We start from the raw sequence: 16,274 nt of genomic DNA, 5'->3' as shown, positions 1-16,274 counted from the left end.
CCTCGGCCTGCGCGGGCTCGGCGGCCGGGGCGGACTCGGCGGCGGGCGCACCGCTGCCGTCGTCGTTGACGGCCAGCTCCGCGCCGACCTCGACGGTCTCGTCCTCGGCGACCTTGATGGACGCCAGGATGCCTGCGGCCGGGGAGGGGATCTCGGTGTCGACCTTGTCGGTCGAGACCTCGAGCAACGGCTCGTCGGCCTCGACGCGCTCGCCCTCGGCCTTCAGCCAACGGGTGACAGTGCCCTCGGTGACGCTCTCGCCGAGCGCCGGAAGGGATACGGAAACCGCCATGGTTTCAGTTGCTCCTTACGAAAAATTGGGGCCTCCCCTGCTCGAGCGAAGTCGAGAGCTTGGGGAAGGAAGTCTAGGTCGTCGCGCCCGAAAACTGAGGGGGCTCAGTCGTGGGAGTGCAGCGGCTTGCCCGCGAGGGCCAGGTGGGCCTCGCCCATCGCCTCGTTCTGCGTCGGGTGGGCGTGGATCAGCTGGGCGACCTCTGCGGGCAGCGCCTCCCAGTTGTAGATCAGCTGGGCTTCGCCGACCTGCTCGCCCATGCGGTCGCCGACCATGTGGACGCCGACCACGGCACCGTCCTTGACCTGGACGAGCTTGATCTCGCCCGCGGTCTTGAGGATCTTGCTCTTGCCGTTGCCCGCCAGGCTGTACTTGAGGGCGACGACCTTGTCCGCGCCGTAGATCTCCTTGGCCTTGGCCTCGGTGATGCCCACGGAGGCGACCTCGGGGTGGCAGTACGTCACCTTCGGCACGCCGTCGTAGTCGATCGGGACGGTCTTGAGACCGGCCAGGCGCTCCGCCACCAGGATGCCCTCGGCGAAGCCGACGTGCGCGAGCTGGAGCGTCGGCACCAGGTCGCCCACGGCCGAGACGGTCGGGACGTTGGTCTGCATGTACTCGTCGACCAGGACGAACCCGCGGTCCATCGCGACGCCCTGCTCCTCATAGCCGAGACCGGCGGAGACCGGGCCGCGGCCGATGGCGACAAGCAGCACCTCGGCCTCGAAGGTCTTGCCGTCGGCGAGGGTCACGCGGACGCCGTCCTGCGTGTACTCGGCCTTGTCGAAGAAGGTGCCGAGGTTGAACTTGATGCCGCGCTTGCGGAACGCGCGCTCAAGAAGCTTCGAGGAGTTCTCGTCCTCGACCGGCACGAGGTGCTTGAGGCCCTCGACGACGGTGACCTCGGCCCCGAAGGACTTCCACGCCGAGGCGAACTCGACGCCGATGACGCCGCCGCCCAGGATGATCGCGGACTTCGGCACGCGGTCCATGACCAGGGCGTGGTCCGAGGAGATGATGCGGTTGCCGTCGATCTCCAGGCCCGGCAGCGACTTCGGCACGGAGCCGGTCGCGAGAAGCACGTGGCGGCCCTGGACGCGCTGGCCGTTCACGTCCACGGAGGTCGGGGACGAAAGCTTGCCCTCGCCCTCGATGTACGTCACCTTGCGCGAGGCGATGAGTCCCTGCAGGCCCTTGTAGAGGCCCGAGATCACGTCGTCCTTGTACTTGTGGACGGCCGCCATGTCGATGCCGTCGAAGGTGGCCTTCACGCCGAACTGGTCGGCCTCGCGAGCCTGGTCGGCGATCTCACCGGCGTGCAGCAGCGCCTTCGTAGGGATGCAGCCGTTGTGCAGGCAGGTGCCGCCGACCTTGCCCTTCTCGATCAGGGCGACGTCCAGGCCCAGCTGCGACGCGCGCAGTGCCGCGGCGTAACCGCCGCTACCGCCGCCGAGGATCACTAGGTCGAAAACGGTGCTGGCGTCGTTCGCCACGTCACGTCCTCCATGCATGTGCGCCGTACGCCGGACCCCTTTTTCTCGGGGGACGACCGGTCGGTCGGCTGGTATCGGCCGCTCTTGTTTCGGCCCTGTGGTGGGGGCCCTGTCCTGCCGAGAACCCATCTTCGCACTTGTCGGCGGGTGGTGGGACGGCGGGCCGGGCTGTGAGATGTCTGATTCGCCACGTGAGGGTGTAACCCAGGCGTATGAACGTACGGATTTCGTCGAGGGCGAAATCAGACATGTGCAGACCGGGGCCCGGACATCTGGACGTCCGGGCCCCGGTCTGCGTACGAAGGCTCTGCGGTCAGCCGAGGTCGCCCGCGGCCGTGCGCTCCGCGAGGCGGACCAGGGTGCGGACCGCGGTGCCGGTGCCGCCCTTGGGCGTGTAGCCGAACGGGCCGCCCTCGTTGAAGGCCGGGCCCGCGATGTCCAGGTGCGCCCAGGTGATGCCCTCGCCGACGAACTCCTTCAGGAAGAGACCGGCCACCAGACCGCCGCCCATGCGCTCGCCCATGTTGGCGATGTCGGCGGTGGGGGAGTCCATGCCCTTCAAGAGGTGCTCGGGCAGCGGCATCGGCCAGGAGTCCTCGCCCGCCTCCAGGGAGACGTCGTGGATCGCGGCACGGAACGCGTCGTCGTTGGCCATGATGCCGAAGGTGCGGTTGCCGAGCGCCATCATCATCGCGCCGGTCAGCGTGGCCACGTCGACGATCGCGTCGGGCTTGTCCTCGGAGGCCTTGGCGATCGCGTCGGCCAGGACCAGGCGGCCCTCGGCGTCCGTGTTGAGCACCTCGACGGTCTTGCCGCTGTACATGCGAAGGACGTCGCCGGGGCGGGTCGCCGAGCCCGACGGCATGTTCTCGGCGAGCGCCAGCCAGCCGGTGACGTTCACTTCGAGGCCCAGGCGCGCGGCGGAGACGACGGCGGCGAAGACGGCCGCGGCACCGGCCATGTCGCACTTCATCGTCTCGTTGTGACCGGCGGGCTTCAGCGAGATGCCGCCCGAGTCGTACGTGATGCCCTTGCCGACGAAGGCGAGGTGCTTCTTCGCCTTGGACGACGTGTACGAGAGCTTGACCAGGCGCGGCGGGGCGTCCGAGCCGATGCCGACGCCGAGGATGCCGCCGAAGCCGCCCTTGCCGAGGGCCTTCTCGTCCAGGACCTGGACCTTGATGCCGTGTTCCTTGGCGGCCGCGGAGGCGACCGCGGCGAAGGCCTCGGGGTTCAGGTCGTTCGGCGGCGTGTTGATGAGGTCGCGGGCGCGGTTGAGCTCCTCGGACACGGCGGTGGCGCGCTCGACGGCGGCCTTGTACGCCTTGTCGCGGGGCTTGCCGCCGAGCAGGGCGATCTCGGCGAGCGGGCCCTTGGCGTCCTTGCCCTTCGCGGAACCGTTTTCCTTGTACGCGTCGAAGGAGTACGCGCCGAGCAGCGCGCCCTCGGCGATGGCGCCGGTGTCCTCGGCGTCCTCGGCGGGCAGCGCGAACGCGGCCTTCTTCGAGCCGGACAGGGCGCGCGCGGCAGTGCCGGCGGCGCGGCGCAGGGCGTCGGTGCCGTACGTCTCGTCCTTCTCCGGCACCGTGCCGAGACCGACCGCGACGACGACCGGCGCCTTGAAGCCGGAGGGCGCGGGCAGCTTGGTCACCTCGCCCTCGGCGCCCGAGGCGCCGAGGGTCTCCAGGACGGACGCGAGCTTGCCGTCGTACGCCTTGTCCACGGCCTCGGCGCCCGGCGCGACGACCGGACCCTTGGCGCCCTTCGCGACACCGACGACGATCGCGTCGGCACGGAGGCCGGACGCGGCGGCAGTGCTGAGAGTCAGAGCAGTCACGGTGGTGAATTCTCGCTTCCGTTGAGTTCCTTGGCCGATGGGGTGGGTCGACCCGCCCGGCGCCAGCCTAGAACGGGCCGGAAAGGCACCGAACATGAGCCTACGCGCGTCGCGCCCATTCGATCGTGTCGGTGGAGATTCATCCGTTCGTGGCGCCGCATTTATGTTTCAACGAGGCGTGGGGCGATGCGGTTCAGCCGAGGGCCAGGGCGACCAGGGCCGCTGTGGCGGCGGTCTCGGCGAGCGCGCCGAAGACGTCCCCGGTGATGCCGCCGAAGCGGCGGACGCAGTGCCTCAGGAGGAGTTCGGCTGCGCAGACCGCCAGCACGACGGCGGCCGCGTACTGCACGGTCTCGTACGTCCCGAAGGGCGAGGCGGCGAGCGCGGCCACGGCGGTGACGAGCGCTGCCGCGAGCAGGGCGGCGCCCCGGGGAACCGTCCCGGCCACCGCCGCGCCCAGTCCCTCCGGGCGGGCCGGTGGGATGCCCTTGCGGGCGGCCAGGGTGAGGGCGAGGCGGGCGGCGGTCGCGGCGACGACCGACGCGAGTGCGCCCCGGGTCCATGAGGCTTCGTACAACTGGAAGAGCACGGCCACTTGGGCGAGCAGGGTGAAGAGCAGGGTGATGACGCCGAAGGGGCCGACGTCGGACTGCTTCATGATGCGGAGCGCCTGGTCGGCGGGTTTGGCGCTGCCGAGGCCGTCGGCGGTGTCGGCGAGGCCGTCGAGGTGCAGGCCGCGGGTGAGCGCCGCGGGGGTTGCGGCGGTCGCTGTGGCGGCGAGCAGTGGGCCTGCGCCGAGGGCCATGAGCGCGGCTCCCACCGCTGCCGCGCACAGGCCGACCACCAGCCCTGCCAGGGGGGCGCAGATCATCCCTGCGCGGGCGGCGTCACGGTCCCACTTGGTGACGTGGACCGGGAGCGCGGTGAGGGTGCCGAAGGCGAAGCGGAGGCCGTCGGCGGGGGAGGTTCGAGGCACCGCGGAAGATTACCTGGGAGCTGCGGGGAGCCGCGGCGCAGAGCCCCCACGTGCCCGCAGCGAAGTGCGGCAAGCGGATCCCCGGCCCAGGATGGCCCCATGGGTGACTGGTGGTACCGGAACATCACGGAGCCGGGGAAGCTGCCGCTCCTCCTGGCCCTGCTCTCCTTCGTGGCCACCTTCCTGATCACCCGGACCATCACCCGCCTGATCCGCGCGGGCAAAGGCCCGTTCCGGAACATCAGCACGGGCGACGTCCACATCCACCACGTGGTGCCCGGCATCTTCCTCATGCTCGTGGGGGGATTCTGGGCGGTCGCGGCCGGCCGGCACAGCCTCGCCTCGATGTTCGCGGCGGTCATCTTCGGCGTGGGCGCCGGTCTCGTACTCGACGAGTTCGCGCTGATCCTCTACCTCGACGACGTCTACTGGGGCGAGCAGGGCCGCAAGAGCGTCGAGGTCGTGATGCTCACGGCGGCCCTGGTCGTGCTCATCCTCACCGGCTTCACGCCGTTCGGGGTGAACGACATGACACCTGAGGAGCGGGGCAACCGCGCGGGCCTCGCCCTGAACATCGCCGTCAACTGCTGCTTCGCCCTGGTGGCCCTGGTCAAGGGCAAGCTGCGTACGGCCCTGATCGGCGTCGTCGTACCGTTCGTCGCACTGGTGGGCGCCGTCCGCCTCGCCCGCCCGGGGTCGGCGTGGGCGAGGCGCTTCTACCGCAACCGGCACCGCGCCCGTGCCCGCGCGGCCCTGCGCGCCTTCCGCCACGACCGCCGCTGGGCGGGCCCGCGCCGCAAGATTCAGGACTGGATCGGCGGCAAACCCGACCCGGAACTGGCACGCCCGCGCCGCTGAAGCCCCGCCGAGCAGGCACACAGCACCAACACAGCGGCGATCGCCGCCAGATGCTCCTTGCCCGCGAGGTTGTTCTTGACGAACACCTCGACGACCATCACGGCGATCACGAGCCCCGCCGTGAACCAGGCCCGGTAGCGCCAGCACACGTAGACCGCGAGCCCGACCACCGCGGCGGAAGGACCGGTGTCGACGACCTGCGCGTCGGAGGCGGGGAGCCCCAGCGGATGGCCGGGACCCCACTCGATGCCCACGCGCGCGTAGAGCGTGCCCGCGAGGGTGGCCGCGTAGCCGATGACGAGCGTGCGCCACCAGCCGACGCAGATCTCCGCGATGCCGAACACCAGCAGGATCTGTGCGAGCGCGCCCCAGACGGGCAGGTCGAGGGCGGGCACGAAGAGCGAGAGCGGGGTGCGCAGCAGGGCGAGCCAGAGCGGGTCCTCGGCCCGTACGGAGCCGATGTTCTGTACGAACTGATAGCCCCAGGACTGGTTCTGCACGAACTGGAAGAGGGCGGTCAGGCAGACGGCGGCCAGCGTCATGGGCGCCGCCCTCCACCGCCGCTCGGCGATGCCGCGGCGCACGGCGGTGTACAGCGGCCCCCACTCGCCGCGGGCCAGGCGGGCGAGCAGGACCGGCCGGGTCCTGGCCGGGGCGGGGGTGCTCATCGTCGGGACTCCAGGTGCTTGCGGTGCAGCCGCCCCCAAGTTCTCGGCTGCGCTCGAACAGGGAGGGACCCCCTTGGCAGGCCCGGCGCTTCCAGGAAGCCCTCCGCGCGGGCCGACGCGATGCCGATGCGCGGCAGGTCGCCGCTCTTCTCGAAGAGAAGGAAGCGGGGTTCCCAGATCGGGCGGTACTTCGCGTTGGCGCGGTACAGCGACTCGATCTGCCACCACCGCGAGAAGAAGGTGAGCAGCGAGCGCCACAGCCGCAGGACCGGGCCCGCGCCGAGCCGCGAGCCACGCTCGAAGACCGACCTGAACATCGCGAAGTTCAGCGAGACCTGAGTGATCTTGATCTCGGCGGCGCGCTGGAGCAGCTCGATGACCATGAACTCCATCAGGCCGTTCTCGGAGTCGCGGTCGCGCCGCATCAGATCGAGGGACAGGCCGTGCGGGCCCCACGGCACGAAGGAGAGCACTGCTCTCAACTCCCCATTGCCATCGGTGCATTCGAGCATCACGCACCGCCCGTCCTCGGGATCCCCGAGCCGCCCGAGCGCCATGGAGAAGCCGCGCTCGGTGGCCCCGTCGCGCCAGTCGTCGGCCCGCTTGAGCAGGTACGCCATCTCGTCGGCCGGGATGTCCTCGTGGCGGCGGATCCGCACCTCGTAACCGGCCCGCTTGACCCGGTTGTACGCCTGCCGGACCGTCCGCATGGCCCGCCCCTCCAGCGTGAACTCGTCGGTTTCGACGATGGCTTCGTCGCCAAGCTCAAGGGCGTCGAGGCCGTGCCGGGCGTAGATCGTGCCCGCCTCCTCGCCCGCGCCCATCACGGCGGGGATCCAGCCGTGCTCGCGGGCGTCGGCGAGCCAGGGCTCGATGGCGCCCGGCCAGGCCTCCGGATCCCCGATCGGATCACCGGAGGCGAGCGAGACGCCCCCGATCACCCGGTAGGCGACCGCCGCCTTGCCACTCGGCGACCACACGACGCTCTTCTCGCGGCGCAGCGCGAAGTAGCCGAGCGAGTCGCGCTCGCCGTACTTGCCGAGCAGCTCGTGCAGCTTGCGCTCGTCGTCCTCGGTGAGCGGGTCGACCGCCTTGCGCGAGCGGAACGCGGCGTACAGGACGGCCAGGAGGAGAAGCGTGCTGAGCACGTTGATGGTGACGTTGACCCAGCCGGGCGTGGTGATGCCCTCGAACCGCCTGTCGTCGGCGGCCAGCGAGACCAGGCGCATCGTGCCGTAGCGCCAGCGGTCGAGGAAGGTCGAACGGTAGTCGTCGTGCGCGCGGTTGGTGACGGTGACCAGGAACGCGGCGATCAGCGAGGTCACCAGGAGCCCGCCGACGGCGACGGCCGCGGCGAGCTTCGGGTTGGAGCGGTCGCCCTTGGCGTAGAACTCCCGCCGCCCGACGATGAGTGAGGCGACGAACGCGGCTGTCAGGACGAGGGAGATCCAGTTCTGCGGGTAACGGCGGATCTCCGGAAAGATCATCGCGAACGCGAAGAGGAGCAGAAAGAGCCCGCTGAGTACGAGGTTGAGGATCCAGGCGGCGCGTTTGCGGCGGCGCATCGTGATCGCCAGAAACATCGTGAAAGCGCCGGAGGCGAAGCCCGCGGTGAGCAGATACGGCGTGAAGTAGTTCTCGGTGTTGTGCCGCCGCAGATCCTGCCCGAGGGAGACCCAGGCCGCGCTCAGAAAGTTGATGAAGGTGACGGCGCGGAGGTACCAGACACTGAAGGCTGCGGCGAGCCGCCGCCTACGCAGATCGCGACGGCGCCCGGCAGCAGATTGCTCATCTCCCATGAAAAGGGATCATATGGGCCATGCCGGGCCGTCTTCGGCTGTGACCAGCCGCGCCGCCTACTCCGCTTCGGGCTCCCGGGCCTCGGCCTCGGGATCCGGCTCGGACTCCGACTCGGACTCCGCCTCGGGCTCAGGCTCCCGCTCGGGCAGCTCCGCGGAGAGCGCCGCCGCGGCCCGCACCAGCGGCAGCGCGAGCAGCGCCCCCAGGCCTTCGCCCACCTGCACGCCCTGTTCGAGCACGGGGTCGAGCGCCATCCGGTCCAGGGCCTTGGCCTGCGCGGGCTCCCCGCTGCTGTGCCCGGCGAGCCACCAGTCCGGCGCCCGGAAGGCGACCCGCTGGGCCACGAGCGCCGCCGCCGATGCCACGACCCCGTCCAGGATGACCGGCGTGCGCCGCACCGCGCACTGCAGCAGGAACCCGGTCATGGCGGCGATGTCCGCACCGCCCACCGTCGCGAGCAGCTCCAGCTGATCCCCGAGGACGGGCCGCGCCCGCCGCAGGGAATCCCGGACCGCCGCGCACTTGCGCATCCACGCGAGGTCGTCGATCGGCGCGCCGCCCCGGCCGGTCACCACGGACGCGTCGGTCCCGCACAGCGCGGCGACCAGCGTCGCCGCGGGAGTCGTCCCGCCGACGCTCACATCGCCGAGCACGACCAGGTCGGTACCGGAGTCCGCCTCCTCGTCGGCGACGGCCATCCCGGCCCGCACCGCGGCCTCGGCCTCGTCGGACGTGAGCGCGTCCTCGATGTCGACGCGTCCCGAGCCGCGCCGCACCCGGTGCCCCGCCACCTCGGCGGGCAGCTCGGCAGGGTCGCAGTCCAGGGCCATGTCGACGACCCGCACGGGTACGTCGAGACCGCGCGCGAGGACGGCGACGGGACTCGCGCCGGAGAGTACGGCGCGGACGAGCTCGGCCGCGCTGCCCGCGGGCCGCGCGGACACATCGAGTCCGGCGACCCCGTGGTCACCCGCGAAGAGGATCACGCGCGGCCGCTCGATCGGCTTGACCGGCACCGATGACTGGGCCGCGGAAAGCCACTCGCCGAGATCGTCCAGGCGGCCGAGCGCCCCGGGCGGCACGCTCTGCCGCTCCCTGCGCTCCTCGGCGTCGCGGCGCACCCCGCCGTCGGGCCGCTCGATCAGGTCGGTGAAGTCGTCGAGATTCAGCGAGCTCATTCGCCGAACAGTACCGGCAGGGCCCGGCCCCGGTTCGAACGGCCCGGCACCAGGCATTCCCGCGCGAGCGTCACCGCGGAACGCGCCGCCTCCACGGTGTCGTTGCGCCGGTGTCGATCATCCCTTACGTACCGTTTGGAGCGGTTTGTCGTGCTACTCGCATGCGCACCGCTCGCACCGCTCGCACCGCCGGACAGAGGAGCCTGCCACGCCCATGGACGCCGCCCAGGCCGCCGCCGCCCAGGCCGAGAAGATCTTCGCCGTCCCGCACGCCACCCGCCGCCACCAGGCCCGGGCCCGGGCGATGGGCCGGTTCATCGAGCCCGAGAGCTGGCTGGACATCGACACCGGGCACGGGCACTTCCCCGCCGTCGCCCAGGAGGTGCACCCGTACACCGCCTTCGACGGCCTCGACCTCACCGAGCGCGTGGAGGGCGGCCGCAGGGCCGGCCGCCTGGAGGAGGCCCATCGCGGGCTTCTCGCCGACCTGGCGCCGAGGCTCGCGGGGCGCTACGACGCGCTGAGCATGTTCCACTACCTGGAGCGCAGCGCCGACCCGCGCATCGAACTCATCGCCGCCCGCACGGTGTTGCGGCCCGGTGGCCATCTGATGATCGAGGTCCCCGTCCCGGAGAGCCGGTACGCCAGAATCCTCGGCAAGGGATGGATCCGGCCCGAGCCCTACCACCGCATCCCGCTCGCGGCCCTCCATCGCGATCTTGAGAGCCTCGGCTACACCGTCGTGGCCACCGACCGGCGCGAGCCGCACATCCCGTTCGACCTGACCGCGGGCCTCGCCTTCACCCTCGGCCGGATCCGCGCGGCGGCCCGCGTCGCGGTCCCGCTCCTGGCCGCCGCGGCCCTGGCCGACCGGATCCTCGCCCCCCTGGTCAGCCGCACCCGGTTCTCCAACGCCTACCGGGTCATCGCCCGCCGGAACCCTTAGGCACGACGGATGGGTGAGCGGCCGGGTCAGCCGCGCAGGGTGAGCGCCTGGCCCGCCACGACAAGGAGCACGTGCTCGCACTCCGCCGCGAACGCCGCGTTGAGACGGCCCAGTTCATCGCGGTAGCGGCGGCCCGACGCGGTCGCGGGCACGATGCCGGAGCCGACCTCGTTCGAGACGGCGACGACCGTGCGCCGGGTCGTGCGCACCGCGTCCGTGAGCTCGGCGACCCGCTTGCGCAGCGCCCGCTCGCCCCCGCCCGCCCATTCGTCGTCGTCCCACGCGTTCACCTCGTCCATGGCGTACGTCAGCCACAGCGACAGGCAGTCGATGAGCAGGGGAGGGCCGTCCTCGGCGAGCAGCGGCACGAGGTCGCAGGTCTCGGTGGTGCTCCACGACCCGGGCCGCCGCTCACGGTGGGCGCTCACCCGGTCCGCCCACTCGGAGTCGCCGTTCCTGGTCCCGCCCGTGGCCACGTAAAGCACCGCGGGGAAGGCCTCCAGGCGGCGCTCGGCCTCCACCGACTTCCCGGAGCGGGCGCCGCCGATGACGAGGGTGCGGCGCGGCACGTCCGGCACCTCCTCATAGGCGCCGACCACCAGCGTCGTCCCGTCCGGCACGGCCCGCGCGCCGGCGGCGGCCAGCCTGCGGTCCAGCTCCGCGCCCGGCGGCACCTCATGGCCCAGATGGACGGCTACGACGTCCGTGGTCGGCCCGATCGCACCCGCCGCCCGCAGCCGCGCGAGCCCGTCGGGGCGCCCGATGACATCGGCGAGGACCATCTCGTACGCGGGATGCCCGTCCGGCACCCCGGCGGGCGCGCCGTCCGGCGGCAGATACAGCAGCCGCTCCCCGTCGGGGCCCACGACCTCGTACCCCGTGCCCGGGTGGTCCATCGCCACCGCGCGCACCCGGTGCCCGGTGAGCAGCGCGAGCTCCCGCCCGTCGGGCACCCGGCCCGGCTGCGGAAGTCCTGCCGGTACCTCCACGGAGGGGCCGTCGTGCGGATGGGAGAGCAGAACCTGGCGTACACCGCCGAGCGAGTGCCCGGAGCGTGCGGCCGCGAAGGCGGCGCCAGGGGTGAGGTCGAGCAGCAGGACGCCGTCCACGAGCAGTGCCGTCGCGGCACGTGCGGCGCCGCCGAGTGCGGTCGCGCAGGCCGCGCAGGGGCAGCCGGGGCGGGGCAGGCCTTCGGGGTCGCCGGTGCCGAGCAGAGTCAGTTCCACAGGAAGATCCTCCCGCGTCGCCGCGAGCGCCGCTCGCCCGGCTAGGCTTCAAGCGGCTTCACAGAGCTGTCGGACCATTCGGGAGGCTGACATGGCGGCATGGACGTGGCGGTTCGAGAAGGCGGACGGGACGGAGGTCCAGCCCGCACTGACGCCCGAGGAGTTCACGACTCAGGGGGACGCGGAGTCGTGGGTCGGCGAGTTCTGGAAAGAGCTCGCCGAGGGCGGCGCCGACCAGGTGTCGCTCTTCGAGGACGCGAACAAGATCTATGGGCCGATGAGCCTGCACCCGCAGGACGCGGCGCAGGGGTGAGTGACGCCTGAACGCGAGGGGGGTGGCCGCAGCCGCGGCCACCCCCCTCGCGTCGTGCCGTCCCTACATCTCGCCCAGCGTGACATCGGCGGTCTTGTCGGCGCCGTCCCGTACGTACGTCACCTGCGCCTTGTCGCCCGGCTTCTCACCGGCGAGCGCCTCGGAGAGCGAGGTGATCGTGGTGATCTCGGCGTCGCCCAGCTTGGTGATGATGTCGCCGGCCTCGATGCCCGCCTCGGCCGCGCCGCCGTCCTTCGGCGCGGCGACGACGGCGACGCCCGCCGGCTTGTAGTCGTCACCGAGGACCGTACGGCCCGTGATGCCGAGTGCGGCCCGGCCCGAGTCGGTGACCTTGCCGTCCTTGATGATCTGGTCGGCGACGGTCTTCACCATCGAGGACGGGATCGCGAACCCGATGCCCGGCGCCGCGCTGTCGCCCAGCTCCGGGTCGGTCGCTGCGAGCGTCGGAATGCCGATGACCTCGCTGTCGAGGGTGACCAGGGCGCCGCCGCTGTTGCCCGGGTTGATCGCGGCGGACGTCTGCACCATGTTCGCGATGGTGGCCCCGGGCGCGCCGTCCGTACGGCCCTCGCTGACGGTCCGGCCGGTGGCGGAGATGATGCCCTGCGTGACGCTGGAGGACAGGCCGAGCGGCGAACCCATGGCGAGCACGATCTGCCCGACCTCGGCCTTGGTGGAGTCGGCGAACTTCGCGGCCTTGAGCCCGCTCGGCGGATTGTCGAGCTTGATGACGGCGAGATCCTGCTCGGGGTAGGAGACGACGAGCTTCGCGGTGAGCGCCTGCTCGCCGGTGGCCGTCGTGACCTTGAAGGTCCGTTCCTTGCCCACCACATGGGCGTTCGTGACGACATGGCCCTTGTTGTCGTAGACGACGCCGGAGCCGAGGCTCTCGGAGGCATCGATCTGGACGACCGACGGCAGGACGTCCTTGATCACCTGCTGGTAGTCGTCCTGCAGATCGCTCTCCGCCATGGGCGCGGCCTGAGTGGTGGACTCACCGGAGTCTCCGGAACCGGGGCTTGAGCAGCCGGCGACGAGGAGCGCTGAGACAAGGGAGGCGGTCACGCTGATGGCACGGATACGCGAGTCATTCATGCCCCGAGTGTCGCGTTGGCCCCGATATGCCGCCCTGAAATAGACCGCCGATCAGGGGGGTGCGGTTCGTTTCTGATGGTGTCGGGAAGCATCCCGGCTCCTGCCCCCCGATCGGCTGCGGAGTGCTCGGGTGGGTGGGCGGGAAAGATCCGCCGCGAAGCGGCGGTCCCCTCAGTCCCGCACGCCGCAGACGTGCAGCAGAGCCGCGACCCGGCGGTAGGGGTCAGTACGACCCGCCCGCTCCTCGGCGGCGAGCAGGGCCGCCAACTCCGCGTCCTCCGGCGGCCGGGCCGCATCCGACGCACCGTCGGTGAAGACCCGCACCCCGTACCAGGCGTGCAACGGCGCCGCGATCCCCGAGAGCGAAGCGGAAACCGCGTCGAGCCGATCCGCCCGCGCCTCCAGGCCGAGCCGATTGCGGTAGACGACGGAGTCGAACGCGGCCATCGCCCCCGACCAGTCCCCGGCGAGCCCCGGCCGCATGGCCAGCGCGTCCGCGTTCCGCACGAGGAGGGAGAGCAGCCCTCCGTGGGCCAGCATCCGGGCGAGGCCCGCGAGCAGCGCGTCCGGCTCCTCGACGTACATCAGCACGCCGTGGCACAGCACGACGTCGAAGCTGCCCGGCAGGAAATGCACCCCGGTCTCGCGCCCGTCACCCTCGACGATGCGCACCCGCCCCTGAATGCCCTCCGGCTCGGCGCCGAGCGCGGTACGCGCCGCGGCCACCATCGCCGGATCCTGCTCGACGCCCGTCACCTTGTGCCCGGCGCGGGCGAGCCGCAGCGCCTGCGTGCCCTGGCCCATGCCCACATCGAGCACCCGCAGCCGCTGCCCCACGGGGAAGCGCCCGGCTATCTGCTCGTCGAGCTGCCGGGTCACCAGCTCCTGGCGTACGGCATTGCGAAGGCCGCCCAGCTTCTCAAGCCACGCGGCGGCCCCGCCGGCGAAACCGCTCAGGGCCGCTCTCCGCGCTTGACCTGCGGCTTCGGCAGTCGCAGACGGCGCATCTGGAGCGTACGCATCAGGGCGTAGGCGACTGCGCCCTTCTTGCTCTCGCTCGGGAAGCGCTCGTTCAGGCGCTTCTTCAGGCGGACCGCCGTCGTCACCGAGTCCACGATGATCAGGACGATCACGAAGAGCCAGAGCAGCAGCGCGATGTTCTGCAGCTGCGGGATCCGGACCATGCTCAGTACGAGGATGATCACGGCGAGCGGCAGGAAGAACTCGGCGATGCAGAACCGCGAGTCGACGAAGTCGCGCGCGAACTTGCGCACCGGGCCCTTGTCGCGGGCGGGCAGATAGCGCTCGTCACCGCTGGCGAGTGCCTGGCGCTGCTTGTCCATCTGGACGCGGCGTTCAGTGCGCTGCCGCTTCGCCGCCTCCTTGCGCGACGTGGGCGTATTGGCCACGCTGCGGCGCTGGGTCTGGGCCTCACTGCGCTTGGGCGTGGGGCGGCCCTTGGGGGCCTCGGGGTCACGGGGCTGCTGGGAGTCGGTCACCGGGGCCTTGCTCGCCGGGGCCTTCTCGTCCTTGGATCGGCTACGGAACACAAAACCCAAGGGTACGGGGTGCGGACGCATGGACCCCCGCCCGACGGGGAACGATCCGGCAACACTGGGCGTCTTGATTGTGTGGCTAAGGGGACGTTCCGTGTGGTTTACAAGCGGTTTTCGGGCGGTTCCCGGGGGTGAACCTACTCCCTACGCCTGAGCCCGGCCGGACACAGTCGTCCTTGGGGATGAGCGCATCCGCACGCGAACAGTGCGGTAATGGATGCAGGGCCCGTACTGTGGGTTCTGAGCAGTACCTGGAGCTGGAAGTCCGTCAGAAGGGGGCGCGCGAAGCCCATGAGCGGTGTCATGAAGCGTATGGGGATGATCTTCCGCGCGAAGGCGAACAAAGCCCTTGACCGGGCCGAGGACCCGCGCGAAACCCTCGATTACTCGTACCAGAAGCAGCTCGAGCTGCTCCAGAAGGTGCGCCGCGGTGTCGCCGATGTGGCGACCTCGCGCAAGCGCCTGGAGTTGCAGCTGAGCCAGCTCCAGAAGCAGTCCTCCACCCTTGAGGACCAGGGCCGCAAGGCCCTCGCCCTCGGCCGTGAGGACCTGGCCCGCGAGGCGCTCTCGCGCCGTGCGGCCCTGCAGCAGCAGGTGACCGACCTGGAGACGCAGCACCAGACGCTCCAGGGCGAGGAGGAGAAGCTCACCCTCGCGGCGCAGCGCCTGCAGGCCAAGGTCGACGCCTTCCGTACGAAGAAGGAGACGATCAAGGCCACGTACACCGCCGCCCAGGCGCAGACCCGGATCGGCGAGGCCTTCTCCGGCATCTCCGAGGAGATGGGCGACGTCGGCATGGCGATCCAGCGCGCCGAGGACAAGACCGCGCAGCTCCAGGCGCGGGCGGGCGCGATCGACGAGCTCCTGGCCTCCGGAGCCCTCGACGACTCCTCCGGGCTCGCCAAGGACGACATCCAGTCCGAGCTGGATCGCCTCTCCGGTGGTACTGATGTAGAGCTGGAACTGCAGCGGATGAAGGCCGAGCTGGCGGGCGGGTCGACGCCGAAGCAGGCCATCGAGCCGGGCCAGGGACAGCCCCAGGCCAAGGAGCCGCAGGACACTCCGCGCTTCGACAAGCAGTAGTCACCGCTCACGTCCGAGGAGGGCGACATGATCGTACGGATCATGGGGGAGGGGCAGGTGAAGCTGGCCGACAGCCACTTCACCGAACTGAACAAGCTGGACGACGAGTTGCTCGCCGAGATGGAGAGCGGCGACGAGTCCGGCTTTCGCCGAACGCTTGGCGCGTTGCTCGACAAGGTCCGGGAGCTGGGTGACGTGTTGCCGGACGACGCGCTTGAACCCTCGGAGCTGATCCTCCCGGCCCCGGACGCGACACTGGACGAGGTCCGCGAAATGCTGAGCGACGACGGCCTGATCCCTGGCTGACCGCGGGGCAATCGGGTGGGTGGGCGGGAAAGATCCGGCGCGAAGCGCCGGGACAGGACAGTCGCGAAGACGAGGCCGAGCCGGGACCCCGGCAACGCCCGGCAAGGGCGAGCCGTTCAGACCGGTCCCAGCAGCCCGCAGGGCCCCGTACCGTTTAAGGCGTGACCACTCTCGTGCGAGGCCGCTGTTGGGCCAAGGCGCACCCCCTGGCTGTGGACGCCGCCCTCGCGGCAGCCGTCCTCGTGTGCATGGTCATCGGCTCCTTCGTCGAGCCGTACGGCCATGGCGGCGGCCCCTCGTGGGGCACGCGCACCCCGGGCACGCTCAGCCTCGTCCTGATGCTGCTCGGCGCCACCGCGCTGGTCTTCCGCCGCCGCGCCCCGTGGATCGTGCTCGCCGCGACCTGCGCCGTCTCCGTCGTCGACCTGATCACCGGCGAGTTCCGCGGGGCCGTCGTCATGAGCGCGGTCATCGCCCTCTACACCGTCGCCGCCACCACCAACCGCCCCACCACCTGGCGCGTCGGCGTGGTCACCATCACCGGTCTCACCGGAGTCGCGATGCTGGCGGGCCCCCTGCCCTGGTACGCCCAGGAGAACCTCGGCATCTTCGCCTGGACCGGCATG

General features: G+C 71.1%; 16 protein-coding genes and 1 pseudogene. 6 read left to right on the top strand and 11 right to left on the bottom strand.

Annotated elements, in window-relative coordinates:
- The 4 genes from ABD378_RS10145 to ABD378_RS10130 form a co-directional block, all read right to left on the bottom strand.
- On the bottom strand, window positions 1-292 hold a 292-nt coding region (locus ABD378_RS10145; protein ID WP_344520238.1), incomplete at its 3' end, for a biotin/lipoyl-containing protein.
- 104 nt (window positions 293-396) lie between these two features.
- A complete protein-coding gene (gene lpdA / locus ABD378_RS10140; protein WP_344520237.1) occupies window positions 397-1,785 on the bottom strand; it encodes a dihydrolipoyl dehydrogenase in 1,389 nt (462 codons plus the stop codon).
- Between the two features lie 313 nt (window positions 1,786-2,098).
- Complete coding sequence (locus ABD378_RS10135; RefSeq protein WP_344520236.1) at window positions 2,099-3,622, bottom strand: leucyl aminopeptidase; 1,524 nt, start codon at window positions 3,620-3,622, stop codon at window positions 2,099-2,101.
- Window positions 3,623-3,815: 193 nt separating this feature from the next.
- Window positions 3,816-4,598, bottom strand: coding sequence for an adenosylcobinamide-GDP ribazoletransferase (locus ABD378_RS10130; protein ID WP_344520235.1), 783 nt, complete (start codon window positions 4,596-4,598; stop codon window positions 3,816-3,818).
- 99 nt (window positions 4,599-4,697) lie between these two features.
- On the opposite strand from ABD378_RS10130, the gene ABD378_RS10125 reads away from it, so the two are divergent.
- Complete coding sequence (locus tag ABD378_RS10125; RefSeq protein WP_344520234.1) at window positions 4,698-5,456, top strand: hypothetical protein; 759 nt, start codon at window positions 4,698-4,700, stop codon at window positions 5,454-5,456.
- Here ABD378_RS10125 and ABD378_RS10120 read toward each other — a convergent pair.
- Genes ABD378_RS10120 through cobT form a run of 3 tightly spaced genes read right to left on the bottom strand, consistent with a single transcriptional unit; the run spans window position 5,402 to window position 9,102 of the window.
- Window positions 5,402-6,124 (bottom strand): hypothetical protein, encoded by a 723-nt coding sequence (locus ABD378_RS10120; protein WP_344520233.1) that lies wholly within the window; start codon window positions 6,122-6,124, stop codon window positions 5,402-5,404. The two genes, ABD378_RS10125 and ABD378_RS10120, sit on opposite strands and share 55 nt — an antisense overlap.
- The gene (locus ABD378_RS10115; RefSeq protein ID WP_344520232.1) at window positions 6,121-7,923 is read right to left on the bottom strand and encodes a phosphatidylglycerol lysyltransferase domain-containing protein; all 1,803 of its coding nucleotides are present in this window, start codon (window positions 7,921-7,923) and stop codon (window positions 6,121-6,123) included. The genes ABD378_RS10120 and ABD378_RS10115 overlap by 4 nt, the downstream gene beginning before the upstream one ends.
- A 57-nt stretch (window positions 7,924-7,980) precedes the next feature.
- A complete protein-coding gene (cobT, locus tag ABD378_RS10110) occupies window positions 7,981-9,102 on the bottom strand; it encodes a nicotinate-nucleotide--dimethylbenzimidazole phosphoribosyltransferase (RefSeq protein ID WP_344520231.1) in 1,122 nt (373 codons plus the stop codon).
- Between the two features lie 214 nt (window positions 9,103-9,316).
- On the opposite strand from cobT, the gene ABD378_RS10105 reads away from it, so the two are divergent.
- Window positions 9,317-10,048 (top strand): class I SAM-dependent methyltransferase, encoded by a 732-nt coding sequence (locus ABD378_RS10105; RefSeq protein ID WP_344520230.1) that lies wholly within the window; start codon window positions 9,317-9,319, stop codon window positions 10,046-10,048.
- A gap of 26 nt (window positions 10,049-10,074) precedes the next feature.
- Here the strand turns inward: ABD378_RS10105 and ABD378_RS10100 are convergent, their stop codons facing one another.
- Window positions 10,075-11,274, bottom strand: a complete 1,200-nt coding sequence (locus ABD378_RS10100) for a bifunctional adenosylcobinamide kinase/adenosylcobinamide-phosphate guanylyltransferase (protein WP_344520229.1) — start codon at window positions 11,272-11,274, stop codon at window positions 10,075-10,077.
- 91 nt (window positions 11,275-11,365) lie between these two features.
- Here ABD378_RS10100 and ABD378_RS10095 point away from each other — a divergent pair, with 91 nt between their 5' ends.
- A complete protein-coding gene (locus tag ABD378_RS10095) occupies window positions 11,366-11,587 on the top strand; it encodes a hypothetical protein (RefSeq protein WP_344520228.1) in 222 nt (73 codons plus the stop codon).
- Between the two features lie 63 nt (window positions 11,588-11,650).
- On the opposite strand, the gene ABD378_RS10090 is transcribed toward ABD378_RS10095, so the two are convergent.
- From ABD378_RS10090 to ABD378_RS10080, 3 genes are all read right to left on the bottom strand, one after another.
- Window positions 11,651-12,703, bottom strand: coding sequence for a S1C family serine protease (locus ABD378_RS10090; protein WP_344520227.1), 1,053 nt, complete (start codon window positions 12,701-12,703; stop codon window positions 11,651-11,653).
- A gap of 171 nt (window positions 12,704-12,874) precedes the next feature.
- Window positions 12,875-13,582, bottom strand: a complete 708-nt coding sequence (locus ABD378_RS10085; protein WP_344520226.1) for a class I SAM-dependent methyltransferase — start codon at window positions 13,580-13,582, stop codon at window positions 12,875-12,877.
- Between the two features lie 74 nt (window positions 13,583-13,656).
- Window positions 13,657-14,283 (bottom strand): DUF3043 domain-containing protein, encoded by a 627-nt coding sequence (locus ABD378_RS10080; protein WP_344520225.1) that lies wholly within the window; start codon window positions 14,281-14,283, stop codon window positions 13,657-13,659.
- Window positions 14,284-14,550: 267 nt separating this feature from the next.
- Here ABD378_RS10080 and ABD378_RS10075 point away from each other — a divergent pair, with 267 nt between their 5' ends.
- From ABD378_RS10075 to ABD378_RS10065, 3 genes and pseudogenes are all read left to right on the top strand, one after another.
- Window positions 14,551-15,342 carry a PspA/IM30 family protein gene (locus ABD378_RS10075; protein WP_344520224.1) on the top strand — a complete coding sequence of 264 codons (792 nt, stop codon included), beginning with the start codon at window positions 14,551-14,553 and terminating at the stop codon, window positions 15,340-15,342.
- A gap of 27 nt (window positions 15,343-15,369) precedes the next feature.
- Window positions 15,370-15,648 carry a PspA-associated protein PspAA gene (gene pspAA, locus ABD378_RS10070; protein WP_344520223.1) on the top strand — a complete coding sequence of 93 codons (279 nt, stop codon included), beginning with the start codon at window positions 15,370-15,372 and terminating at the stop codon, window positions 15,646-15,648.
- A 161-nt stretch (window positions 15,649-15,809) separates the two neighbouring features.
- A pseudogene (locus ABD378_RS10065) lies at window positions 15,810-16,274 on the top strand (DUF7134 domain-containing protein); the annotation flags it as partial.

It is taken from the genome of Streptomyces rectiviolaceus, from assembly GCF_039533825.1.
In the GTDB taxonomy this organism is placed as follows: domain Bacteria; phylum Actinomycetota; class Actinomycetes; order Streptomycetales; family Streptomycetaceae; genus Streptomyces; species Streptomyces rectiviolaceus.
Note: the sequence above shows the minus strand (reverse complement) of the source record. Positions and strands in the feature narration are given on the sequence as shown.